This is a genomic window from Streptococcus toyakuensis, assembly GCF_024346585.1.
GTDB classification, from domain to species: Bacteria; Bacillota; Bacilli; order Lactobacillales; family Streptococcaceae; genus Streptococcus; species Streptococcus toyakuensis.
This window is the reverse complement of the sequence record NZ_AP024523.1, coordinates 853,821-878,588: the sequence shown is the minus strand read 5'-3', so window position 1 is coordinate 878,588 and position 24,768 is coordinate 853,821. Positions and strand designations below refer to the sequence as shown.

25 protein-coding genes, 1 pseudogene and 1 other annotated feature are annotated in these 24,768 nt (G+C 39.8%); of the genes and pseudogenes, 5 read left to right on the top strand and 21 right to left on the bottom strand.

Translation table 11 applies throughout. The features are described from left to right. Positions 1 to 7 precede the first annotated feature (7 nt). The 5 genes from proB to STYK_RS04555 all read right to left on the bottom strand — a co-directional run bounded on the left by proB (position 8) and on the right by STYK_RS04555 (position 5,347). Positions 8 to 1,117, bottom strand: a complete 1,110-nt coding sequence (gene proB, locus STYK_RS04575) for a glutamate 5-kinase (RefSeq protein WP_060628485.1) — start codon at positions 1,115 to 1,117, stop codon at positions 8 to 10. 100 nt (positions 1,118 to 1,217) lie between these two features. After that, positions 1,218 to 3,101: a phosphorylcholine esterase CbpE gene (gene cbpE / locus STYK_RS04570; RefSeq protein ID WP_060628486.1), complete on the bottom strand. Its 1,884-nt coding sequence runs from the start codon at positions 3,099 to 3,101 to the stop codon at positions 1,218 to 1,220. Between the two features lie 2 nt (positions 3,102 to 3,103). Continuing rightward, complete coding sequence (locus tag STYK_RS04565) at positions 3,104 to 3,991, bottom strand: RluA family pseudouridine synthase (protein WP_084924550.1); 888 nt, start codon at positions 3,989 to 3,991, stop codon at positions 3,104 to 3,106. Further along, entirely contained in the window at positions 3,981 to 4,442 is a 462-nt protein-coding gene (lspA, locus tag STYK_RS04560; protein WP_084924552.1) for a signal peptidase II, read from the bottom strand. The genes STYK_RS04565 and lspA overlap by 11 nt, the downstream gene beginning before the upstream one ends. Further along, positions 4,439 to 5,347: a LysR family transcriptional regulator gene (locus STYK_RS04555; protein ID WP_084924553.1), complete on the bottom strand. Its 909-nt coding sequence runs from the start codon at positions 5,345 to 5,347 to the stop codon at positions 4,439 to 4,441. The genes lspA and STYK_RS04555 overlap by 4 nt, the downstream gene beginning before the upstream one ends. On the opposite strand from STYK_RS04555, the pseudogene STYK_RS04550 reads away from it, so the two are divergent. Beyond that, positions 5,340 to 5,414 (top strand): annotated as a pseudogene (locus STYK_RS04550) (AraC family transcriptional regulator); the annotation flags it as partial. The gene STYK_RS04555 and the pseudogene STYK_RS04550 sit on opposite strands and share 8 nt — an antisense overlap. Positions 5,415 to 5,589: 175 nt before the next feature. On the opposite strand, the gene STYK_RS04545 reads toward STYK_RS04550, so the two are convergent. From STYK_RS04545 to STYK_RS04525, 5 genes are all read right to left on the bottom strand, one after another. Continuing rightward, entirely contained in the window at positions 5,590 to 6,000 is a 411-nt protein-coding gene (locus STYK_RS04545; RefSeq protein WP_070842947.1) for a DUF5301 domain-containing protein, read from the bottom strand. 315 nt (positions 6,001 to 6,315) lie between these two features. After that, positions 6,316 to 6,609 carry a 50S ribosomal protein L27 gene (gene rpmA / locus STYK_RS04540; RefSeq protein ID WP_000916509.1) on the bottom strand — a complete coding sequence of 98 codons (294 nt, stop codon included), beginning with the start codon at positions 6,607 to 6,609 and terminating at the stop codon, positions 6,316 to 6,318. A 16-nt stretch (positions 6,610 to 6,625) separates the two neighbouring features. Next, positions 6,626 to 6,970 carry a ribosomal-processing cysteine protease Prp gene (locus STYK_RS04535; RefSeq protein ID WP_000613694.1) on the bottom strand — a complete coding sequence of 115 codons (345 nt, stop codon included), beginning with the start codon at positions 6,968 to 6,970 and terminating at the stop codon, positions 6,626 to 6,628. A gap of 15 nt (positions 6,971 to 6,985) precedes the next feature. Further along, a complete protein-coding gene (rplU, locus tag STYK_RS04530; protein ID WP_000109141.1) occupies positions 6,986 to 7,300 on the bottom strand; it encodes a 50S ribosomal protein L21 in 315 nt (104 codons plus the stop codon). Positions 7,301 to 7,336: 36 nt separating this feature from the next. Next, positions 7,337 to 7,424 (bottom strand) — a sequence feature (ribosomal protein L21 leader region). Positions 7,425 to 7,488: 64 nt separating this feature from the next. Continuing rightward, the gene (locus STYK_RS04525; RefSeq protein ID WP_153210530.1) at positions 7,489 to 8,187 is read right to left on the bottom strand and encodes a YoaK family protein; all 699 of its coding nucleotides are present in this window, start codon (positions 8,185 to 8,187) and stop codon (positions 7,489 to 7,491) included. Between the two features lie 141 nt (positions 8,188 to 8,328). Here STYK_RS04525 and STYK_RS04520 point away from each other — a divergent pair, with 141 nt between their 5' ends. The 3 genes from STYK_RS04520 (at position 8,329) to STYK_RS04510 (ending at position 11,301) form a co-directional block, all read left to right on the top strand. Continuing rightward, entirely contained in the window at positions 8,329 to 9,306 is a 978-nt protein-coding gene (locus STYK_RS04520; RefSeq protein WP_084926439.1) for a Gfo/Idh/MocA family protein, read from the top strand. Next, positions 9,303 to 10,385, top strand: a complete 1,083-nt coding sequence (locus STYK_RS04515; RefSeq protein WP_084926440.1) for a DEAD/DEAH box helicase — start codon at positions 9,303 to 9,305, stop codon at positions 10,383 to 10,385. Before STYK_RS04520 ends, STYK_RS04515 begins: the two co-directional genes overlap by 4 nt. A gap of 535 nt (positions 10,386 to 10,920) precedes the next feature. Further along, positions 10,921 to 11,301, top strand: a complete 381-nt coding sequence (locus tag STYK_RS04510) for a hypothetical protein (protein ID WP_223330095.1) — start codon at positions 10,921 to 10,923, stop codon at positions 11,299 to 11,301. A 318-nt stretch (positions 11,302 to 11,619) separates the two neighbouring features. Here STYK_RS04510 and tuf read toward each other — a convergent pair whose 3' ends face one another. Both tuf and STYK_RS04500 read right to left on the bottom strand, forming a co-directional pair. Further along, complete coding sequence (tuf, locus tag STYK_RS04505; RefSeq protein WP_001040721.1) at positions 11,620 to 12,816, bottom strand: elongation factor Tu; 1,197 nt, start codon at positions 12,814 to 12,816, stop codon at positions 11,620 to 11,622. A 206-nt stretch (positions 12,817 to 13,022) separates the two neighbouring features. Then, positions 13,023 to 14,132 (bottom strand): AI-2E family transporter, encoded by a 1,110-nt coding sequence (locus STYK_RS04500; protein ID WP_084927526.1) that lies wholly within the window; start codon positions 14,130 to 14,132, stop codon positions 13,023 to 13,025. Between the two features lie 102 nt (positions 14,133 to 14,234). Here STYK_RS04500 and pbp3 point away from each other — a divergent pair, with 102 nt between their 5' ends. Beyond that, positions 14,235 to 15,476: a D-alanyl-D-alanine carboxypeptidase PBP3 gene (pbp3, locus tag STYK_RS04495; RefSeq protein ID WP_261805318.1), complete on the top strand. Its 1,242-nt coding sequence runs from the start codon at positions 14,235 to 14,237 to the stop codon at positions 15,474 to 15,476. Positions 15,477 to 15,674: 198 nt separating this feature from the next. On the opposite strand, the gene sufB is transcribed toward pbp3, so the two are convergent. The 9 genes from sufB to rpsA form a co-directional block, all read right to left on the bottom strand. Then, positions 15,675 to 17,087, bottom strand: coding sequence for a Fe-S cluster assembly protein SufB (gene sufB / locus STYK_RS04490; RefSeq protein WP_000797054.1), 1,413 nt, complete (start codon positions 17,085 to 17,087; stop codon positions 15,675 to 15,677). Between the two features lie 57 nt (positions 17,088 to 17,144). Further along, positions 17,145 to 17,585: a Fe-S cluster assembly sulfur transfer protein SufU gene (gene sufU, locus STYK_RS04485; RefSeq protein ID WP_060628494.1), complete on the bottom strand. Its 441-nt coding sequence runs from the start codon at positions 17,583 to 17,585 to the stop codon at positions 17,145 to 17,147. Beyond that, the gene (locus STYK_RS04480; protein WP_060628495.1) at positions 17,572 to 18,798 is read right to left on the bottom strand and encodes a cysteine desulfurase; all 1,227 of its coding nucleotides are present in this window, start codon (positions 18,796 to 18,798) and stop codon (positions 17,572 to 17,574) included. The genes sufU and STYK_RS04480 overlap by 14 nt, the downstream gene beginning before the upstream one ends. A gap of 10 nt (positions 18,799 to 18,808) precedes the next feature. Then, positions 18,809 to 20,071 (bottom strand): Fe-S cluster assembly protein SufD, encoded by a 1,263-nt coding sequence (gene sufD, locus STYK_RS04475; RefSeq protein WP_261086864.1) that lies wholly within the window; start codon positions 20,069 to 20,071, stop codon positions 18,809 to 18,811. A 27-nt stretch (positions 20,072 to 20,098) separates the two neighbouring features. Next, the gene (gene sufC / locus STYK_RS04470; RefSeq protein ID WP_000114489.1) at positions 20,099 to 20,869 is read right to left on the bottom strand and encodes a Fe-S cluster assembly ATPase SufC; all 771 of its coding nucleotides are present in this window, start codon (positions 20,867 to 20,869) and stop codon (positions 20,099 to 20,101) included. Positions 20,870 to 21,019: 150 nt separating this feature from the next. Continuing rightward, positions 21,020 to 21,214: a DUF3272 domain-containing protein gene (locus tag STYK_RS04465; protein ID WP_001081602.1), complete on the bottom strand. Its 195-nt coding sequence runs from the start codon at positions 21,212 to 21,214 to the stop codon at positions 21,020 to 21,022. 27 nt (positions 21,215 to 21,241) lie between these two features. Further along, the gene (gene dnaX / locus STYK_RS04460; protein ID WP_261805317.1) at positions 21,242 to 22,897 is read right to left on the bottom strand and encodes a DNA polymerase III subunit gamma/tau; all 1,656 of its coding nucleotides are present in this window, start codon (positions 22,895 to 22,897) and stop codon (positions 21,242 to 21,244) included. Beyond that, positions 22,897 to 23,394, bottom strand: a complete 498-nt coding sequence (locus STYK_RS04455; RefSeq protein ID WP_084927521.1) for a GAF domain-containing protein — start codon at positions 23,392 to 23,394, stop codon at positions 22,897 to 22,899. The genes dnaX and STYK_RS04455 overlap by 1 nt, the downstream gene beginning before the upstream one ends. An 85-nt stretch (positions 23,395 to 23,479) precedes the next feature. Continuing rightward, positions 23,480 to 24,682 carry a 30S ribosomal protein S1 gene (rpsA, locus tag STYK_RS04450; RefSeq protein WP_001001632.1) on the bottom strand — a complete coding sequence of 401 codons (1,203 nt, stop codon included), beginning with the start codon at positions 24,680 to 24,682 and terminating at the stop codon, positions 23,480 to 23,482. Positions 24,683 to 24,768: the final 86 nt, after the last annotated feature.

The window sequence follows — 24,768 nt, the reverse complement described above, 5'->3', positions numbered from 1 at the left end:
TTTACCTCTAAAATTCTGTAAAGAGTAGTTGGATTTCAGGAGTAATGGAAATCCAGTCATCACGGTGAATCAAGATACCCTTGGCTTTTTGAGAACGCAACATATCCTCCAAAGCAGATGCTCCAAATTGCACGCGTCCTTTTCCAAGTGATTTTCCACTTTCCTTGTCAAATACTGTCACGATATCACCGTAAGAAAAGGCTCCTTCTGCGTCAACAATACCAGATAAAAGAAGACTCTTTCCATGTTGGGAGAGAGCTTCTGCAGCCCCTCTATCGACCCAAATAGAACCTTGACTCTGAGCATAAAAGGCCAGCCATTGTTTCTGGGTACGAAGTCCCTTCTCTTGAGCAACAAAGTAGGAACCATCCTTGGTCTCCTCAGCTGCCTCAATCATGGCATCTGACTTCAAGGATGAGCAGATATAAACAGGAACTCCTGATTCTGTCGCGATAGTTGCAGCTTTGATTTTGGTTAACATGCCCCCAGTTCCGTTTGAAGAACCTGCTCCACCGGCCATATCAATAATCTCACGATTGATGGTCTCAATTCTCTCCAAGCGTTTGGCTGTTGGATCTGAATTAGGATTTCCTGTATAGAGACCGTCTACATCTGTCAAGAGGACCAAAAGGTCTGCTTGGACCATGGCCGCTACCTGGGCACTTAGAGTGTCATTGTCCCCGACCTTGAGCTCATCAATGACGACACTGTCATTCTCGTTTATGATAGGAATCGCTCCACGGCTAAGTAGAACCGACAAAGCCTGATGGGCATTTTTATAACGGCGCTTATCCACAAAGTCATCCTGGGTCAGCAAAATTTGTGCAGAAACGATTTGGCGCAAGAGAAGATTGGTCGTGTATTCTTCCAACAAAAGCCCTTGCCCTACCGCTGCTGAAGCCTGTTTATCAGCAATCTTAGTCGGACGCTTTTTAAATCCTAAGGCTCCAAAACCGGCAGCAATGGCTCCCGACGACACCAAAATCAACTCATGACCCGCCTCGTGCAACATAGCCAACTGCTGGGTAATAGCCTTTACCTTACTACGTGATAAACTTCCATCCTCATTTGTCAGAGAAGAAGTCCCCACCTTAAAGACGATCCGTTTGTATTTCATAGTCTCACTCCGATTCTTCATATTTATCCATTATAACATGAATAGCATAAAATAGAAAAGAGTTGATAGGAAAAAGAAGGCCCTAAAACCTTCTTTTTTACTACTGTTCTGATTCCGATTTATTTGTACTCGTCTCAGAGCTTTGTGAAGTTGAAGAAGTCAAATCTTGACTAGTTGAAGCGCTTGTAACACCTTCATTCTGTCTAATTTCTTTACTTTCAAGATCTTTTTTCACTACTTCTTTGGATTCTTTTATTTCTGAATGACTTGTGACTTTAGTTGTAACAGATTTCTCGACCGGAACATCCACTAACCAGGCACCACTTGAATCAACAGTATAGCCTTCTGGTGTCTTACCGTTCACAAGCAATTGACCATTTTCTTTCAAGAAGTACCATTTATCCTTGTTTTTAATCCAACCAACAGCTCGTGAACCATCTTCCTTGTAGAAATACCAAGCATTTGCCTTTTTAAGCCAACCTTGCTTCATAGCTCCTGAATCTTCTAGATAGTAATGATGACCAGCAACTTCTATCTCGCCTGTCTTCATGATACCAGTAGAATCCATATAGTACCAGGTTTCTTTATCTTTTACCCAACCCGTTTTCATTTCTCCTGATTGAGCAAAGTAATACCATTGCCCCTTATATTGAAGCCAACCTGTCTTCATAGAGCCATCGTTTGATAAATAATAGTTCTGACTTCCAGTATTTACCCAACCAATTTCCATCTGATTTTCTTTGTTGAAATAATACCAGATTCCATCAATTTTCTTCCAATTTTTAGCAGAAGCACCAGAGTCTGTCAAATAGAACCAATGATTGTTCCATTTTTTCCATTGATTCTGTAACAAGATACCCGTTTGGTTAAAGTAATACCATTCACCTTCGATTTCATTCCAACCTACTGCATACTCTCCTGTAGAATCAGGTGCTTGATACCACCAATTCCCATATGCACTCTTATGCCAACCATCTTGAAAACTTGGAATCGGCTTGTAGGAAGTTGAAATGTTTACTAAACCATCTTGTCGAATATCAAAAACTGTTGCATCATAGTCTTTGCTGGCTGCGTTGATTCTCTCAATTCCTCGTTCTTTGAGCCAATTAACATACTCACTATCAACACCATTTTTCCAAGGTAAACTATCCGAGGTTTGAACAATCAAACTCGGACTCAAATGTTTAATGAAATCCTTGGTGTTTGATTTATTGGTATCACGGTGATGGTTAAACTTCATCAAATCAACTTTTCCAATGAGAGGACCATACTTGTCTTCTGCTCCATGAACATTATCTAAGTCGCCCCCAAGGTAAATTTTCTTACCATTGACTTTCACCACGCTAATCAAGGAATTGGAATTGTCATCCCAAATTTTCTTTAATTCACCTGATGAATCAGTTTCATTTTCATAGTTATAGAGTTGAATATCCATGTCTCCAAACTGAAAATGAGCATCCCCTTGTGTGATATTTTGAATAACTGAAACACCTTTTTCAGCGGCAGTCTGTAAAACCTTATCATAGCCATACAGATTATCCCATAGACGTTCAGAATTAGTAATACGATTATCACTATATTTTTTAAGATAGACTCGGTCAACTGGGTAGGTAGAAAGTAATTCATCAACATTTCCAATATGATCACTGTGGGTATGGGTCACTAAAATAAAATCAAGTTTTTGGACACCCAATTCCTTCAAACGACGAAAGACACGGTCTGTCAGAACATGCTTATAAGACGTTTCAATTCCTTCTCTCCATGGGTAACGAGAATCACTTCCATCTGGGAAATCATAATCTTCTCCTGTATCCACCATGGCAAAATGTCCATTACTTTCAAGAATGATTGCATCACTGCCACCTTCTTGAACATTGATAAAGTGGATTTTATTTCCTGAACTTTCTTGAGCTTGAACATTTCCATACCATGACAAACCTAAAAAAGCGCCTGCAAGTGCTAAACTAGTTAATTTCTTTTTCATTCTTACTTTCTCAATCTCTCCAATGTTTTCTTAAAAATCTCTGGGATATCTGCTGTAAATTCCAAGGTCTCACCTGTTCTCGGATGAGTAAAACCTAGAGTCTTGGCATGAAGAAATTGTCCATGTCCTTTCAAAGTCTTGCGAGGACCATAGACTTCATCACCAGCGACTGGATGGCCGATATAAGCCATGTGAACACGGATTTGATGAGTGCGCCCTGTCTCCAGTTGCAACTCCACTAAGCTATAATCACCAAAGCGTTCCAAAACGTGGAAACGGGTCACTGCAGGCTTCCCTTTAGCAGTCACAGCCTGTTTCTTACGGTCTTTTTCACTACGGCCAATCGGCGCTTCAATCACACCACAATCATTAGGCAAATTTCCATGAACAATCGCCCAATATTTGCGGAGAGACTTTTTATCCTTAAGTTCTTGGGCAAGTGCTAGATGCGCCTCATCGTTTTTAGCAATCATGAGAAGACCTGACGTATCCTTATCAATACGGTGAACAATTCCTGGACGCAGAACCCCATTGATACCCGACAAGTCCTTAATATGATACATAAGGGCATTTACCAGAGTTCCACTAGTATGACCAGCACTCGGATGCACAACCATCCCCTGAGGTTTGTTAACGACGGCCACATCCTCATCTTGGTAGATGATTTCTAGCGGAAGATTCTCAGCTACATACTCTAAAACCTCTGGTTCTGGCAGATGGTAAGTGACGACATCGCCTTCTTGAACTGTGTATTTAGCTTTCTTGACTTGCCCATTGACCAAGACCTGTCCTGATTTGATTTTTTCATTCGCGAGACTGCGTGATAATTCTGTCAAATCCGACAAAGCCTTATCCAAACGCAGGCCACCAGTTTCAATTTTAATTTCCATTTATTTCCTCTTTTAGCATTGCAATTAATAAAATAATCACTCCAACAGTCAAATAGCTATCTGCAACATTGAAAATTGCAAAATTAATAAAGTCAAGGTGGAACATATCCACAACAAAGCCCTGACTGACTCTGTCAATAAAGTTTCCAAGACCACCTGCGATTATCAAGGTCAAACCCAAGACCATCCAGAATGAGTCCTCCATGTGTTTATGTAGATACCAAATGGCACCTACCATAACGACCAGTGTAATGATAGCAAATAACCACTGCTGGTCTTGTAAGATAGAAAAGGCTGCCCCTCGATTTTGCAGGTAGGTCAAGCTAACGAAATTGGGAATCCAAGAGCGCACTTCACCCAGTGGAATCTGCTGGACGATATAGGATTTGACCAACTGATCCAGCGCAATCAAAAGCAGTACAATGACTGCCACTATTCCTCTTTTTTTCATGATTTCCTCTTTTGATCAAAATATTCTTGCATGACTTCTACAAAGAGAGCCCCAGCTTGACTCAGCTCTACTTCTTCACGTTTAACATAGACCATGCGATTATCTAGGTTATCCTTGAGACGAATAACTGTGATGCCATTAACACTGTCACTATCTAAAAAACCAGAACCTGTTGCATAGGCGTCCGTCCGCTCTAAAATACCATTCAAGGTAGCACGGTCTGTCACATTAAACATCTGTGAACTCGCACTGGTATCGACAAAGTTCTCTGAATAATAAAGGTACTCATCTTTCTCTTGAGTGAAACGAACCGTTGGTAGATCTGCTAAATCCTCCATGACCAATTCCTCTTTCTGAGCCAAAGGATGCCCTTCACGAAGATAAATATGGGTATGGAAGGGAATTAATTCAATGACCTCTAGGCCTAGCTTTTCAACCCGTTGCATAATCCCCTTTTTATTTTGATTGTTAAGGTAGATAATCCCAATCTCACTATGCCCTTGCGCTACTTCATCTAAGATTTGAACAGTAGTTGATTCAAAAATACGGAAGTTTTTATAGTCAGGATAGCGCTCTGAAAAGGCCGTAATGGTTGGTGGCAAGAAGTCATAGTGCTGACTAGCAATGGAAAATTCATCTTTTTCTTCTTCAGGATTGGCATACTGATTTTGAAAAATATCAAATCCTTTAACCAATTCTTGCGCTTTTTCATAGAATTCCATACCACGACGGGTCAAGAAAGTCCCTGAGCTGGTCCGACGGAAAATCTTAAAGCCCAACTCTTTCTCCAAATCACGAACAGAAATAGACAGACTCGGCTGACTAACATACATCTTTTCAGCAGCTTCACGGAAAGTACCACTATTGGCAATGGCCACAACATAGCGTAATTGTTGAATGTTCATCTTCTACCCCCAACTTCTTTATCTTTTCATTATACCATATTTTAGAAGTTTTCCAAAAAGGAAAAGAGTCTGGAAATTTTCAAGTCTAAGCGAATACTCTAATACCCCAATACAAGAATTAGAATGATATCTTTTTTCAGTCCTCATTTTATTTCAAACAAATAAAAACAGCAAATCTTGTTGATTTACCGTTTAAAACATGATACAAGAAAACTCTCTAAAAATTTCTTTTATTCTATAAATCAACTAGAATAAGCTTCTTCAACCCTATTCGCTATATCTGGACTTACCTCCCAAATCCCAACATAGGGTTGTTCAATATATTGTTTTTCTTTCATAGTATATAGATAGGCTACACTATCATTTTCTTCATTCTGATGAGAGAATTTGATAATGATGTAATCTTTAACATTTGTCGGTTGATCATTTAAACTTTCTAAAGTTGTGGAGGTGGACTGCTTCTGTATCTCGTCAATCAATTTTGAGATTTCTTCTCTCTTGGTTATAGTTTTAATATCTTCAGAGATTTTTTTCTGCAGGGAAATTACAGAGATCGTTTCAGGTTCAGGAAGAACAAGTTTTTTCTTACTGACACAAGCAGATAAAACAAGAAAAGAGATTGAACAGACTATTATAGTGATAATTTTTTTCATACAGGTTTACATCCTTTCCATATTTCTGCTAGCTTACTAAGATAAAATTATTATATCAAATCTTAGCAATTTTTACAATATCTTATTCCCTTATAACATTCATTACTGTAAAAGGCTCACATTCCACTATTTTATAATTGTATCTAAAAGACAAAGTAGCCGACAAGTTCGCTTCTTATATAGGATTTTAAAATATGGGTACCAAAACAAAAAAAGCAGGCTCTCCGAAAACTCGGAAAGCCTTATTTAATGCTACTTCTAGCTTCCTCGCCTTTATATTTCAAGGCTCGGGATAAAAAGGTTCACTGGACCTTTTTATTTTGCGATTGGGTAAACAGAAACTTGTTTTTTATCGCGTCCTTTACGTTCAAAGCGTACTACGCCTTCAACTTTAGCGAACAAAGTATCGTCTCCACCACGTCCAACGTTTACACCTGGGTAGATGTGTGTACCACGTTGACGGTAAAGGATTGATCCACCTGTTACAGTTTGTCCGTCAGCTGCTTTAGCTCCAAGACGTTTCGCTTGTGAATCACGTCCGTTTGATGTAGAACCTCCACCTTTTTTGTGGGCGAAAAGTTGCAAGTTGTTAAGAGTCATTTTTAACATAATGTTTTCCTCCGTGTTAGTTTTCTGTGATAACTCTGGTTTGGACGAACTCAGAAGAGTTCTCCGATAAGTTTGCCATACCTAAGAAAAATGATTCAAAGAATAACTGGGTCATTTCTCTCTGGTGTGAAGGAAGATCTTTTGGTATTTCAACCATCAGATAGCCACCTTCATCTTCGTTTAATTCTAGGATTGGTTCATAGCCTGCAAATTTCTCAATAGAATTGATAAAGTTAATGGCAAGCGTAGAAACCGATGCACACACGACATCAAAGCCGTATTCGCCACTCTCGGCGTGTCCAGTAATTTCCGCACTCCTCAGCTCGCCATCTTCGGCTCTCTCAAAGACTGCCTGTATCATGTGTTCTCCTTAAAATTAAGCGTTGATTGCGTTGATGACAACTTTTGTATATGGTTGACGGTGACCTTGTTTACGGTGGCTACCTTTTTTAGGTTTGTACTTGTAAGTAACAACTTTCTTTTGTTTTCCTTGTTTTTCAACAGTTCCAACTACAGTAGCTCCAGCAACAAGTGGAGTTCCGACAACAGTGTTTTCACCACCAACAAGAACAACTTCGTTAAAAGTAACTTCTTGACCAGCTTCAACGTTCAATTTTTCAACGTAAACTGCTTGACCAACTTCAACTTTAACTTGTTTTCCGCCAGTTTTGATAATTGCGTATGTGCTCATTATGCACCTCCTATGATTTTTATGGGTTTCCCCGAATTTTTTGTGAAGACTCGCCTAGCATCGTGGGACGAACCACTTAAACTTGAATAATCAAACAACGATGTTCGTGCGGTTGCACAGGATCGTGCATAGTCAACTCTTCAAGTATAGCATATCTCCTATTTTCTTACAAGTAATAACACCTAAAATCAAGCTTTTTCTTTTACTTTTTTCTGCCAAGATGCAAAAAGCATGCTGAGGTAAAAAATACTCATCATAATAGGAACACCAAGGATGGTCTTTTCATGATAGAAAATCGTCAAATAGGCTGAAAAGACAACGCCAAGGACAAAACTACTAAGCAGGCTAACAAATATGAATCCTTCACGCAAAAAAGGTGTGTGCTTGGTTCGGAAATAATCTCCAAAAGCCAGCATGGTCCGCTTGATATTCCCTGTCATAAAAGCGTTATTATAGGCAATACCCGACACTTCTCCAAAAGCAGTTGTCACCAATCCCATACAGAAGGCCAAGGGAGGTACTAGATAGATATTATCTACAGTCTGCGGCACAAAACCAATAATGATTGATAAGATTGCTAAAGGAAGCAATGACAAAATTGGCTTTTTCACAATTCTCAATTTTTCCTTATAAATTGTTAATAGAAAGACCCCCATCATAAAAGCTAACAAGGTGAGAACCTTGTCCCTAACATCTGAAACATTATTTTGAATTAATTCTACTGAAAGAAAGACGACATTCCCAGTTTGTCCAGCTACAAGAGTATTCCCTCGCAAAATAAACGTATAGGCATCTACATAACCTGCACAAAAAGTCAAAAAAAGCGCTAGCCTCTTAGACTGACGTGATATTTTTCTTATAGGTAATAACCTCATTTTCCCTCCCATTTCATTTACTCATCTCATTATTGTACCACTTTCTTTGGAAAAGACCTAGTAGCTTATTTGAAATTTTTTCCCCTCTGTTGGATAGTCCTGTCTATCTATGTTATAATGAAAGAAGGATTTGAAATTGGAAAAGGAGTAACTATGCTTAAATTAGGTGTCATCGGAACAGGGGCTATCAGCCACCACTTCATAGAAGCAGCCCATTCCAGTGGAGAATACAAGCTGGTCGCAGTCTATTCTAGAAAACTAAAAACTGCGACTACCTTTGCTTCTTGCTATCAGAATATCCAACTCTTTGATCAGTTAGAAGACTTCTTCAAGAGCTCCTTTGATGTGGTCTATATTGCCAGTCCAAATTCCTTACATTTTGCTCAGGCAAAAGCTGCCTTGTCTGCAGGTAAACACGTCATTCTTGAAAAACCAGCTGTCACTCAGCCACAAGAATGGCTAGATTTGAGACATACAGCTGAGAAAAATCACTGTTTTATATTCGAAGCAGCTCGCAATTACCATGAAAAAGCTTTTATAACTATCAAAAACTTTTTAGCAGACAAGCAAATTTTAGGGGCAGATTTCAACTATGCCAAGTATTCTTCCAAAATGCCTAACTTGTTGGCTGGACAGATACCAAATGTCTTTTCAGATCGTTTTGCTGGTGGAGCGCTTATGGATTTGGGGATTTATCCTCTCTACGCTGCCGTTCGTCTCTTTGGAAAGGCTCAGGACGCAACCTATCAGGGGCAACAGCTTGACAATAGCATTGACCTAAATGGTGACGGAATCCTCTTCTACCCAGACTTTCAAGTTCACATCAAGGCTGGAAAAAACATCACTTCCAATCTCCCTTGCGAGATTTATACGACAGATGGTACCTTGACCCTCAACACCATCGAACATGTCAGCTCAGCTATTTTTACCGACCATCAAGGCAATCAAGTCCAACTCCCTATCCAACAGACTCCTCATACGATGACTGAGGAAGTCGCTGCATTTGCACACATGATCCAGCAACCAGATCTGAATCTCTACCAAATTTGGCTGGAAGATGCAAGTTCAGTTCATGAGCTACTATATACTATGCGCCAGACTGCTGGCATTAGATTTGAGGCAGAAAAATGAAAACCAAACTACCGACTGAATGGCAAGAACTGAGTGACCAACTCGATTTCCAAGAATTCACTCCCATTCAAACCCAACTATTTGAGCCCCTTCTTGCTGGAGAAAACCTCCTAGGAGTGAGCCCTACAGGAACTGGTAAGACCCTAGCTTACCTTCTACCAAGTCTTCTCAGACTACAAAAGAAAAAAGCCCAACAACTCTTGATTCTAGCACCAAATACTGAGCTTGCTGGACAGATTTTTGAAGTGTGTAAAACATGGGCTGAAGCTATCGGCTTAACTGCCCAACTCTTCTTATCAGGTTCGAGTCAGAAGCGCCAAATTGAACGTCTTAAAAAAGGACCAGAAATTCTGATTGGAACACCTGGCCGTATCTTTGAGTTGATTAAATTGAAAAAAATCAAGATGATGAATGTGGAAACCATCATCCTGGATGAATTCGACCAATTGCTAGATGATTCTCAGATACACTTTGTCGAGAAAATTACTCACTACGCACCTCGTGACCACCAACTTGTCTATATGAGTGCGACAACCAAGTTTGACCAAAAGAAGATTGCGCCTAACACACGTACCATTGATCTCTCTGACCAAAAATTGGACAACATCCAGCACTTCTACATGCAGGTAGATCAACGTCACCGAGTGGATATGCTACGAAAACTGGCTCATGTAGAGGATTTCCGAGGTCTTGTCTTCTTTAACAGCCTATCAGACCTTGGAAGTGCAGAAGAAAAACTACAGTATCGGGATATCTTGGCTGTTTCCCTCGCTAGTGATGTCAATGTCAAGTTCAGAAAAGTCATCTTAGAAAAGTTTAAAGACAAGCAACTAACCCTACTTCTCGCAACAGACCTTCTGGCTCGTGGAATTGATATCGATAGCCTCGAATGTGTCGTAAACTTTGATGTTCCTAGAGATAGCGAAACCTACACTCACCGTGCTGGCCGTACTGGTCGTATGGGCAAGGAAGGTTACGTTATCACTCTCGTCACTCATCCAGAAGAAATCAAAAAACTTAAGAAGTTTGCAAGTGTACGAGAAATTGTCCTAAAAAATCAAGAACTCTATGTAAAATAAAGCCCTCATTGAGGCTGGGCAAAAAGTCTTTAAAATCAAAAACGCATAATATCAGGTATTGAACCTTGATATTATGCGTTTTATTGTGGGAAATTTTACTTCATTTTCTCCTAAAATTGAGTTTTTATCTAGCCTCTTTTTTGTAAAACTACATAAGATTCGTAGTAAAAAAACTCTCCAACTATTTTATTATACCATATAAATTAATAAATAAATAGACTTGTTTTTTTATTTTTTTGACGTATACTAATAATAGAAAACGCTTAAAATTAAATAAAAGGAGATTTTATGAGGAAAGTAAATAAGGACATTTTATTCTTAACCGGAATCATAGTTTTATGTTTTGGTTTTTTATTATTTCACATCAACCCCTATTATGCTGGACCCGATGAGACACTGAAAGGAAGAATAAATTTATTCTTTTGGCAGCTATATTGGAGACCTATAGGAACTCTCAGTATCCTTTCGGGTTGCATTATGACTTTCAAAGGATTGAAAAAATAATCTTTTGATCATGAAGAATAGTCATTTTTTTATGATTAAATTGAAATTATTGTTTTTCTCTGTTCTATCAAATCTATTTTTCTTAGTCACAACATCTACGGTTTTTGCTGATGTCTATCCTTGCACAAATTATGAAATTGTATCTAATCGTGTTGTAAAAGATATCAACACAGGAGAGTTATTGTCATTTTATACGACTGAACTTAGAGACGCCTATTTAGAGTCTAAATCTACGTATCAGACTCGTTCTAATGCAACTGGTGTTGCAGACTATAGAACTAGCTCCTCTCACTCTTATAAGAGCAGCGCTACATCAGGATCTCTAAGTTCAACTGCTTATGGTGGAAAAGCTGGAGCTACCCTAACTTTAAGTGCAGCTGTTAGCTTTTCTGCTCCTGAGTCTGGATTTTGACTTAGTTTAAATCACTCAGTATCCCATAACGTACCACCCTACACTTATGGTTACATCAGGCTAAAAGCATCTTACATAGTAAATGTTCGTAAACTAGAAGTTAGATACTTAGGAACTAACAAATGGGTTCCAGCTGGTGAAACCTCTACTATATCGAATGTTAGTGTTTGGAGCGAACTAGTCACTTGAAAATAACTTATTAGATGGATCTGGACTTTATCAGGTCTATCTTTTTATTTTTTTAAAAAAAGAACCTTGCAAAGCAAGATTCTTTTAGTGTCTGACTTAAATAATTGTTCTTCTGGGAACTAAATCGAATTAAGCTTCGATTTCTGTAACCATACCTGAACCAACAGTACGTCCACCCTCACGGATAGAGAATGTAGTACCTTGTTCTACGGCGATTGGGTGGATCAACTCAACGTCGATTGTCACGTTATCACCAGGCATTACCATTTCAGTACCTGCTGGAAGTTCGATTGAACCTGTAACGTCAGTAGTACGGAAGTAGAATTGTGGACGGTAGTTGTTGAAGAATGGAGTGTGACGTCCACCTTCTTCTTTAGTAAGGATGTAAACTTCACCTTTGAATTTAGTGTGTGGGTTGATTGAACCTGGTTTAGCGATAACTTGTCCACGTTCGATTTCGTCACGTTGAACACCACGAAGAAGTACACCTACGTTATCTCCGGCAAGACCTTCGTCAAGTTGTTTACGGAACATTTCAACACCAGTAACAACTGCTTTTTGAGTTTCTTCTTTGATACCAACGATTTCGATTTCGTCGTTGACTTTAACGATACCACGGTCGATACGTCCTGAAGCAACTGTACCACGTCCAGTGATTGAGAATACGTCTTCGACTGGAAGAAGCAATGGTTTGTCAGTGTCACGTTCTGGTTCTGGGATGTACTCATCAACTGTGTTCATCAATTCCATAACGATGTCTTCGTATTTAGTGTCACCTTCAAGGGCTTTAAGAGCTGAACCTTGGATAACTGGAAGATCATCACCTGGGAAGTCGTATTCTGACAATAGGTCACGGATTTCCATTTCAACCAATTCAAGCAATTCTTCGTCGTCAACCAAGTCAACTTTGTTCATGAAGACGATAAGGTGTTTAACACCAACCTGACGTGAAAGAAGGATGTGCTCACGAGTTTGTGGCATTGGTCCGTCAGTTGAAGCTACTACAAGGATAGCTCCGTCCATTTGAGCGGCACCAGTGATCATGTTTTTAACGTAGTCCGCGTGTCCTGGAGCGTCGATGTGAGCGTAGTGACGTTTTTCAGTTTCGTACTCAACGTGCGCAGTGTTGATTGTGATACCACGTTCGCGTTCTTCTGGAGCAGCATCGATAGACGCATAGTCTTTAGGTTGGTTAACAGCTGAAGGCAAGCGACGTGCCAAAACAGTTGTGATAGCTGCTGTCAAAGTAGTTTTACCGTGGTCAACGTGTCCGATAGTACCAATGTTAACGTGTGGTTTACTACGATCGTATTTTTCTTTTGCCATTTGAGTAAAAGCCTCCAATAAAATATATTTTATAGATAGACAGTAGGCAATACAGTCTAACTTTCCTTACTATTTTATCAAATTTCAGCTAAATTGCAAGTGTTTTACAAAGTTTTTGTGAATTATTCTTAATCTGCTAATCTAAACAGCATTTCTACTCCTATCACTTCTTTAATGAAAAAGAAAAAGCAGGAATTTCCTGACTTTTACTTAGCTAATTGTCTTTCTCTTTCTTTCATTATTTTATGATTTTCATACAAACGTGATAAAAACTTAGAAATTTCTTTTAAGATAGAATAGGTTGGTACTGCGACAATCATACCAATGACACCATAGATATTACTTGATAACAAAAGTAATACTAAAATCGTAATTGGATGGACTTTCATCACACCACCTACGATACGAGGGTAGAGAATATTTCCATCCACTTGTTGAATAATCAGCATATAAATAACTGCAATCAGCATTCTATGGGGATCAGTAAAGACATTGGCGATAATCATCGGAACTAGACCAATACTTGGGCCTACATAAGGAATGAGATTGGCTAATCCTGAAAAGATAGCGAAGACCAAAGCGTATTTCAAACCGATTACGCTATATCCGATAAAGGCCAAACAACCAATAATAATCGCATCAATAGCAACTCCACTAATATATCGAGCAATTGTAGTATTCAAATTCTTTAAAAGACCTGCAATATGCAACTTATCTCTCTTTAAAACAGTGCGCTCAAGCATCGGCAAAAATTTGTTACCATCTAACAAAAAATAAACCAAAAACACAGGGGTCATAATAATAATCAAAACGGTACTAAAGAGAGCTGATAGAACACTTCCGACACTATTGGTAACGCTATTTAGGATATTTTGTAAAATATCTACATAGGATAGATTTAACTGTTGAATAGTCGCTTGAATATCTAAATTTTGAAAGGCTGGATAAGTAGATAAATCCACAATCAAATCTTGCAAACGGCTATAAATTGTCTGACTTGTTGCTATCAAACTGGTCAACTGATTAATCAAAATCGGTAAGAGATAGACTACCCCAATAACTAGCCCCCAGACAAAAGCACACAAGGTTAGTAGAATACCAATGATACGATTAATTTTGAAATACTTTTGTAAAAAATTTACAATAGGATTTGTCAAATAATATAAAAAACCACCTAAAAGAAAGGGAATCATGATAGTGTTTGCAACGCTTACAAAAGGTGTAATAATCGCTCCCATCTGTCTCCATAAATAGAAGATGATGGTTAATAGTAAAATCTCACTGGTCCAAAAAAATAATTTATTCTTACGAAACATGAAGTACCTCCATTCATCTATTTTACCACACTTTCAAAAAAGCTTCTTTCTTATATCATGAAACTGGGAATATTTTTTTCTTTATGATAGAATAAACTTACTATGAAAAAAATAATTTTAACTCTCCTAAGCCTTTCCGTTATTGGCTCAGCATCTACTGTTGCTGCTCAAGATTTTAATATTGCTGCTAAACATGCAATTGCCGTTGAGGCGAATACTGGTAAAATTCTCTATGAGAAAGATGCAACCCAACCAGTTGAAATCGCTTCAATCACAAAATTGATTACGGTCTATCTTGTCTATGAAGCCTTGGAAAACGGCAGTATTACACTATCCACTCCGGTAGATATCTCTGATTATCCATACAAATTAACGACAAATTCTGAAGCGAGTAACGTTCCTATGGAGGCTCGTAATTATACCGTTGAACAGCTACTTGAAGCAACACTGGTATCTAGTGCCAACAGTGCAGCTATCGCCCTAGCTGAGAAAATTGCTGGCTCAGAAAAAGATTTCGTCGATATGATGCGGGCAAAACTCTTGGAATGGGGAATTCAGGATGCCACTGTTGTTAATACAACAGGTCTTAACAATGAGACTCTAGGGGATAACATTTACCCGGGCTCTAAAAAAGATGATGAAAATAAGCTCAGTGCTTATGATGTCGCTATCGTTGCTCGCAACCTCATCAAAAAATACCCACAAGTCTTAGAAATCACTAAAAAACCTTCATCTACTTTTGCTGGGATGACAATCACTTCTACCAACTACATGTTAGAAGGCATGCCTGCTTATCGCGGTGGTTTTGATGGCCTTAAGACAGGAATAACAGACAAAGCTGGAGAATCTTTTGTTGGTACTACTGTCGAAAAAGGGATGAGGGTTATCACAGTTGTTTTGAATGCAGATCATCAAGACAATAATCCTTACGCTCGCTTCACAGCTACATCTTCACTAATGGATTATATCTCTTCTACATTCACACTTCGTAAAATCGTTCAGAAAGGTGATGCTTATCAAGATAGCAAAGCCCCTGTACAAGATGGAAAAGAAGATACTGTCACTGCTGTTGCCAAAGATGATATCACTCTAATTGAACGTGTTGGGAGTCAAGCTTCCCAATCTATTCAATTCACACCTGATTCTAAGGCAATTCCAGCACCACTTGAAGCCGGAACAGTGGTTGGACATTTGACTTATGAAGACTCAGACTTGATTGGTCAAGGTTACATTACCACAGAGCGTCCTAGTTTTGAAATGGTAGCAGAAAAGAAAGTTGAAAAAGCCTTCTTCTTAAAAGTTTGGTGGAATCAGTTTATCCGCTTCATCAACGAAAAATTATAAAAAAATCGCGATTTTAAACCGCGATTTTTTTATTACAAGTTCATCTTCAAAATCCTTGATTTTGAGTAAATTTAATACTCAATAAAAATCAAAGAACAAACTAGGAAGCTAGCCGCAGGTTGCTCAAAGCACCGCTTTGAGGTTGTAGATAAAGCTGACGTGGTTTGAAGAGATTTTCGAAGAGTATAAAAACAAATTTTACCCAACTGATCCTTCCATTTCATAGCTGATCAAGCGGTTCAGCTCAACAGCATATTCCATTGGAAGCTCTTTTGTAAATGGTTCTACAAATCCCATAACAATCATCTCAGTTGCTTCAGATTCTGACAATCCACGGCTCATGAGGTAATAGAGTTGCTCTTCTGAAATCTTAGATACCTTAGCTTCGTGTTCCAAAGCGACTTGTGAGTTGTGAATTTCATTAAACGGAATAGTATCTGATGCTGATAAGTCATCCATGATAATGGTATCACACTCGATGTGAGAAACAGACTTCTTAGAGTTTTTGTTAAAGGTTACCTGTCCACGGTAGTCAACCTTTCCTCCGCCTTTAGCGATGGATTTAGACACAATAGACGAGCTGGTATGTGGAGCATTGTGGATCATCTTAGCACCCGTATCTTGGTGTTGCCCTGCATTGGCAAAAGCGATAGAGAGCATGGTACCACGCGCCCCTTCTCCATCAAGGTAAACAGATGGGTATTTCATGGTTGTTTTTGCACCCAAGTTTCCATCAATCCACTCAACAGTGGCATCCTTTTGAGCTTTAGCACGTTTCGTTACCAAGTTATAGACGTTATCAGACCAGTTTTGGATAGTCGTATAACGCATATAAGCTCCATCCAAGGCAAAGATTTCTACAATGGCAGCATGCAAGCTGTTACTTGAATAAGTTGGCGCTGTACATCCTTCTACATAATGGACACTTGCTCCTTCATCAACGATAATCAAGGTACGTTCAAACTGACCAGTATTTTCGTTGTTGATACGGAAGTAAGTTTGAAGAGGAATATCTACCTTGACCCCTTTTGGTACGTAGATAAAGGTTCCACCTGACCACACTGCCGAGTTAAGAGCTGCCAACTTGTTATCAGTCGGTGGTACCAACTTGGCAAAGTATTGCTTAAACAAGTCTGGGTATTCCTTGAGGGCAGAATCCGTATCTGTAAAGATAATCCCCAATTTCTGGAACTCTTCCTTCATGTTATGGTAAACCACTTCTGACTCATACTGGGCAGAGGCACCTGCTAGATAAGCACGTTCAGCTTCTGGAATACCGATACGTTCAAAGGTTTCTTTGATTTTTTCAGGAACTTCATCCCATGAACGAGCTGGTTTGTCAGATGGTTTTTGGTAGTAGATCAAGTCATCAAAATCAATCTCTGACAAGTCTGCTCCCCAAGTTTGCATGGGCATTTTCTTGAAGGTTTCATAAGACTTCAAACGGAATTCTAGCATCCACTCAGGTTCTCCCTTAGCAGCTGATAGTTCACGAATGACATCTTCATTCAATCCTTTTCCTGTCGATAGGACAGGCTCTACATCATCATGGAAACCAAATTTATATTCACCAAGGTCAATTGGTTTTGGTTCTACTCTTTCTTCAGCCATAATATCCTTTCTTTCATTCTTCATTTCTACTGATTCATAAGACAAAAGAAACTTGTCTTACTGATTTTCTTGATTTTCAATTGTTTTCTTCAGGGCGTTCCAAGCTAGGGTTGCACACTTGATACGTTGAGGAAATTTGGCAACACCTGATAAGAAGGCTGCGTCTCCAAGACTATCTTGTCTGTCATCTTTTTGGCCTTGAACCATTTCAGAAAAAATAGTCGCAAGCTCTAAAATTTCTTGTTTGGTTTTTCCTAAAACTGCATCTGTCATCATGCTTGCAGAGGCAGTCGAGATGGTACAACCTGAGTTTAGAAAAGCAATATCTTCCAAACGGCCCTCTGCATCAAACTTGACTGAGAGGTTGATGACATCTCCACAGGTCGGATTGTTGAGACTGATTTGCTCAGCATCTTCCAACTTCCCTTGGTGATGTGGATTTTTCGAATGGTCTGCTACCACTGCCATATAAAGGCTATCTAGTTTAGAAAGTGCCATTGAAAAACTCCTTTGTCTTTTGTAAGGCATCGACTAGCTTGTCGCAATCTGCCTTGGTATTGTAAATATAAAAACTTGCGCGAGCTGTTGCTGGGACATCCAAATACTGGAGCAAAGGTTGCGCACAATGGTGACCCGCACGAACTGCCACTCCTTCATAATCCAGAGCAGTCGCAAGGTCGTGAGGATGAAGGTCACCTAGGTTAAAGGCAATAACACCTGAACGATGAGCCAAGTCCTGCGAACCGTAAATAGTCAATCCTTCAATCGCCTGCAGTTTTGGATAGACGTATGCAATCAGTTCCTGTTCATGGGCTTCAATCGCATCCATACCAATCTTTTCAAGATAATCCACTGCTGCTGCCAGTCCGATAGCACCTGCCATATTTGGTGTTCCAGCCTCAAATTTCCAAGGCAATTCCTTCCAACTAGCAGATTGCTCATAGACAAAATCAATCATCTCACCACCAAATTCTACTGGTGACATTTGTTCCAGATACTTTTCTTTACCATAAAGAACACCAATACCAGTTGGACCAGCCATCTTGTGACCTGAAAAGGCAAAGAAGTCCACATCCAAGTCCCGGACATCAATCTTCATATGAGGCGTAGATTGAGCACCATCCACCACCATGATGGCTCCAACTTGATGGGCTAATTGGGTGATTTCTTTGATCGGATTGACTACACCAAGAACATTTGAGGCGTGAGCAAGGGAGACAAACTTGACTTTATCAGTCAATTTAGTTCGAAAATCATCCATATCCAGAGCTCCATTATTGAGATAGACATAAACAAGTTCTGCCCCAGTTTTACGGCAGGCTTCCTGCCAAGGAATGATGTTGGAATGGTGTTCCATGACAGAAATCAAAACCTGGTCTCCCTCAGTCAAGGCTTCCTCTGCAAAGCGCGCTACCCAGTTCAGACTGGTTGTCGTTCCTCTAGTAAAGAGAACTTCCTTTGTAGACCTTGCATTGATAAACTTACGAATGGTTTCACGAGCCGCCTCATAAGAAGCTGTTGCTCGCTCAGCCAAGGTATGGACCCCACGATGAACATTGGCATTGTCGTTCTCATAGTAGCGGTTAATCGTCTCCAGAACTGCCAGTGGTTTTTGTGTCGTCGCAGCATTGTCCAAATAGACTAATGGTTCATCATTAACAATCTGGTCTAAAATTGGAAAATCCTTGCGAATCACTTCTACATCTAACATAGGCTACCCCTTAGCGTTTTGACAATTTTTCTTCGATAGTTGCAATCATTTCATCACGAACTTCTTTGACTGGTATCTCAACAATAACAGATCCAAGGAAACCACGAACAACCAAGCGTTCTGCAGTTGCCTTATCCAGACCACGGCTCATGAGGTAGTACATGTCTTCTGGATCTACCTGACCGATAGAAGCTGCATGACCTGCAGTAACGTCATTTTCATCAATCAAAAGAATTGGATTGGCATCTGAACGCGCTTGGTCTGAAAGCATAAGAACACGGCTCTCTTGTTGCGCATCTGCTCCCTTAGCACCCTTGATAATGTGGCCAATACCATTGAAAGTCAAGGTTGCTTTTTCAAGAATAACCCCATGTTGAAGGATATTTCCGATTGAGTTGCAACCATAGTTAGTTACTCGGGTATCAATCCCTTGTACCTGACGGCCACTTGAAAGAGCTACCACTTTAAGGTCAGCATGGCTACCATTTCCAATCAAGTCGCTATCAAAGTCCGCAACGACATTCCCTTCGTTCATGACACCAATAGCCCAGTCAATGCTTGCATCGTTGCCTAATTTACCACGACGGCTAATGTAGGCAGTGACGTTTTCTCCTAAACGGTCGATAGCAGCAAACTTCACTTGCGCACCAGAACGTGCAATCACTTCTACTGTGATATTAGCAGTTGCTTTGACACTTCCCTCACCGCGTGACTCTAAACGCTCCAGATAACTAATCTTAGAATTTTTACCAGCGATAATCATAATATGCTTGTTAAACGGCACATCACTATCGCTGTCTTGATAGAAAATTCCTTCGATTGGTTCTTTAATCTCAACATTATCAGGAATGTAGAGAACAGCACCACTGTTGAAATAAGCTGTATGGTAGGCTGCCAACTTGTCATCGTCATACTTAACAGATGACATGAAGAATTCTTCGATCAGCTCTGGAATTTCTTCTAAAGCTGAGTGGAAGTCTGTAAAGACGACACCCTGTTCAGCCAACTCAACTGGAATTTGCTCAAAAACAGTTTGAGTTCCTACTTGCACCAACTTCAAGTGATTATCTAGTGCAGTGAAATCTGGAACATTTGCTGATGGCTCACTTTCTGTAATCGTTCCATCACCCAGATTCCAACGGTGGAATTTGACACGCTCAATAACTGGTAATTCCAAAGTCTCAATCTTATCAAAAGCTTTTTGACGGAGGTCAGCCAACCAGCTTGGTTCAGCGTGCATTTCTGAAAAAAGTTTAATATTTTCTTTAGTCATTTACTTCTCCTAAAAGATACGAGGGAATTACAATTCTTCCTTGTAGTCGTAGCCAAGTTCTTCAGCTAGTTTTGCGTATCCTTCACGTTCCAAACGTGCAGCCAATTCTGGACCACCTGAAAGGACAACACGCCCTTCCATCATCACGTGTACCACGTCTGGTGTGATGTAGTTCAAAAGACGTTGGTAGTGAGTGATAATCATAGCACCAAAGCCTTCACCACGCATGGCATTAACACCCTTAGAAACAACTTTAAGAGCGTCAATATCAAGACCAGAGTCAATCTCATCCAAAAGGGCAAATGTTGGCTCCAACATCAAAAGTTGAAGAATCTCATTACGTTTTTTCTCACCACCAGAGAAACCTTCGTTGAGGTAACGCTCAGCCATTTCTTCTTTCATGTTGAGCAATTCCATCTTCTCGTCGAGTTTAGTGATAAACTCACGAACTGAAATCTTCTCATCGTCTTCTTTACCAGCATTCATAGCTGCACGAAGAAACTCAGCATTGGTAATTCCAGGAATTTCTGATGGGTATTGCATAGCAAGGAAAAGTCCCATACGCGCACGCTCGTCCACTTCCAACTCAAGGATGTTTACGCCATCAAACAAGACTTCACCTTTGGTAACTTCATAGTTTGGATTTCCCATGATAGCGGCAGAAAGAGTCGATTTACCAGTACCATTTGGTCCCATGATAGCGGCGATTTCTCCTGTTTTCAGGGTCAGGTTAACCCCTTTTAAAATTTCTTTTCCTTCAATCTCAACGTGAAGATCTTTGATCTCTAATACTGACATGATAGTTCCTTTCTTTTTCAAGGCCTTTACAGTGCTTACTGGAAACATACTTGATTTCCCTAGAAAATACGGTAAAAGGTCAATAAATATACTTTTATAGTATAACAAAAAAAAGCCTAAAAGGCTTTGATTTTGTCTAGAAGCTGAGGACTAGTCTTTTCCTTTTAAATGCTGGTCAATGACATCTACAATCTTGCCCATCAAGTAACTAACTCGGAAATTTCTAAAGAGCAAAATGGCCCAAAAGGCTGCCATAATATAGCGACCAGTCATCCAGGCTTCATTGAAAAAATAGGTCTCAGCAGCTGTAAACAGCGCAATGATAATAAATTGTTGTCTATTCATAAACTTATTGTATCATGAAATCTTTCTTTAGTCTTCCTCTACCTTCATTTTATCAGCCAAAAATTCAAATCCTTCTGGAATCAGACTTTCTTCTGCTTCTTTTTCAGTTTGAGAAGATTTGGCTTTGGCTGAAAAGGCTGCGCGGACTTCTTTCCATTCCTCCATGGAAATGGCTAAAATTTCGGGTGAAAAACCTGCTGCCTGACTGAGGATGTTACCAAACATAGTGTTGAGATTGTCCCGTTTCATGGTTTGACCAGCATTGAAGTTAGACTCAAAAGCAAGAATAGCATGGTGTTCATTGGCTGCAACCGGTTGAGAACCAACTAGCAGAGCCTTATCAGGACCTCCAAGACTTTCAATCACCTCTCCCCAGGCATTCTGCAAGCGAATCAGATTTTGACGTGCTAAATCAGGATTTTCGACAGCCTCTTGTAGGATCGATTGAACCTTATTGCGATCAACACGATAGACTGTTTTGCCTGCCGCTGGGCGACTAGGTGCTGGACTAGTTGGCTTGGCTACAGTTCCCACATTGGCGAGTTCTTGTTTGAGACGTATCACTTCTTGTCTCTGAGTAGCAATTTCATGTTCAACCGCTCCTGAAAGAGCTGGTTCAGGCTTAATCTCTGCCAAACGGATGGTCATCATCTCAGCATAAATCTTAGGCTGCAAACTAGACTTAATATCTGCTAAACTGACTGTCGCCAAGCGAATCATTTCAAACAGATTTTCTTGAGGAAGTGCCAAATTTTCTACAAAGACTGGACTATGATGAGTATTTTTTCCCCCTGTTTGGACAATTAACAAGTCTCTTAAATAGTGCAAAAGGTCGGTCACAAAACGAGTCATGCTCTTACCATTGTCAAAGAGAAGATTTAAGCACGCTAGGGACTTTGGAACATCCTGTTGAGACAAGGCAGACACATAATCATCCAAGGCTGATAGACTAATGGTGCCAGTAATTTCTTCAGAGATAGCAGTCGTCAGCTCATTTCCCTGTGTCAAACTCAGGGCTTGATCCAAAATAGACAAGGCATCTCGCATTCCACCTTCAGCCCGTCTGGCAATGATTTCCACAGCCTCTGGTTCAGAACTGATATTTTCTTTTTCTAAGATATAGCGGATATGTTCCTTAATATCCTGTGTCTTAATTGATTTAAATTCAAAACGTTGCACACGGGATAGAATAGTGGCAGGAATCTTGTGCAATTCAGTAGTTGCCAAAATAAAGACCACATTCTGTGTTGGCTCTTCCAGCGTCTTTAGGAGGGCATTAAAAGCTCCTGTAGACAGCATGTGAACCTCATCTATGATGTAAACCTTATAACGAGCAAGGCTAGGCGCATAGGTAGATTTATCACGAATTTCACGGATTTCATCCACCCCGTTATTAGAAGCAGCATCCATTTCAATGACATCTTCTAAACTACCGTCCGTCACTGCTTGACAAATATAGCAGTTATTACACGGTTCACCACCCACTTGATTTGGACAGTTCATAGCTTTGGCAAAAATCTTGGCTACACTGGTTTTTCCCGTTCCCCGTGGACCAGAAAAAAGATAAGCATGACTTATTTTCTCTTGCTCCACTGCTTGTTTAAGAGTCTTAGCCACAACTTCCTGTCCAACCAACTGGGAGAAGTTTTGACTTCTATATTTTCGATAAAGTGCTTGATACATTAGGCTTTCTCCCCAAACATTGTAAAGTCCCATTCTGTCTTTTCAAGCAAAATAGCGACAAATTGTTCCAAATAATCTCGATCCATAGCATCATAATCATCAATCTCTGAAGAATCAAGATCCAGAACTCCAAGTAATTGACCATTCTTAACCATCGGAACAACAATTTCACTTTTAGCTCGACTATCACAAGAAATATAGTTGGGATAAGTTGTTACATCACCAACCAGAACAGTTTCCTGAAAATGAGCTGCCTCCCCACAAACACCTTTTCCCAGTGCAATACGGATGCAGGAAACACCTCCTTGGAAAGGACCTAAAACCAATTCCTTTCCATCGAACAGATAAAAGCCTGCAAATACGGTATTAGGAAAGCGTGATTTTAGAAGAGCACTGGCGTTGGAAAGATTAGCCAAAACATTGGTTTCACCATCCAATAAAAAAGAGAGCTCCTCATTTAACATTTGATAACGTGATTGTTTTTCTGATTCTAACATAGAACTATTATATCAAAAAAGACTTACAGACAAAAGAAAAATCCCTTGTTAAGTAAACAAAGGATTTTGTGAATTTTCAATTTGATTAAAGTTCGATATCACCGAACAAGTCAGCCATTGAGAATCCTGTTTGTGTTTCTGGAAGTTCGAAATCACGTTTTTCTTGACGTTTTGGACGACGTGGACGTGGAGCACGTTTTTCTTCTTTTTGTCCTTCTTCTTGAGCTGGACGCTCTTCAAGAGCTTTGATAGAAAGTGATACACGCTCTGCATCTGCGTTAACTTCAAGAACTTTAACTTGAACTTCTTGACCAACTTTAAGAGCTTCTTTAGGATTTTCAATACGTTTGTGTGAAATTTGTGATACGTGAACAAGTCCATCGATACCTGGCAATACTTCAACAAATGCACCGAAGTCAGTCAAACGTTTAACTGTTCCTTCAACTACATCACCTTTAGCCAATTTTTGCTCAACGCCATCCCATGGTCCAGGTGTTGTTGCTTTAAGTGAAAGTGATACACGTCCTTCTTCTTCGTTAAGATCAAGGATTTTCACTTCAATTTCTTCACCAACAGTTACAACTGATTTTGGTGATACGTTACGTTCGTGTGATAATTCAGTCAAGTGAACCAATCCGTCAACACCACCAAGATCGATGAAAGCACCAAAGCTTGTGATACGAGCAACTTTACCAGTTACAACATCACCAACAGCCAATTTACCGAATACTTCAGCGCGAGCTGCTGCAGTAGCTGCTTCAACAACTTCACGACGTGAAAGGATGAAGCGGTTTTCTTTAGCGTCAACTTCTTTGATTTTAGCATCAAATTCTTGACCTACAAAACGCTCAGTGTTACGTACAAAACGAGTATCCAACATTGAAGCTGGGATAAATCCACGAACACCTTCAAATTCTACTGAAAGTCCACCTTTAACGGCACGAGTTCCTTTAACAGTAACAACTTCTTCTTCGCGACCAACAAGTTTGTCCCATGCTTTGCGAGCTTCAAGGCGTTTTTTAGATACAAGGTATGTAACTGTATCAGTATCTTTACCAACTACTTGACGAAGTACAAGAACATCCAATACTTCTCCTACTTTAACAAAGTCATTGATATCTGCATCGCGATCGTTTGTCAATTCGCGAAGAGTCAAGACACCTTCAACACCAGTTCCAGAGATTGCAACGTTAGCTTGAGTCGCATCAACTGTCAATACTTCAGCACTAACAACATCACCAGTCTCAACTTGGCTAACGCTATTTAGCAAATCTTCAAATTCGTTCATCTAAAAAATCCTCCAACAATCAAGTTCTTCTTAAACTTGACATACTTATAATTTTTTTCCTAAGCACCCGCAAGGACATGTTCATA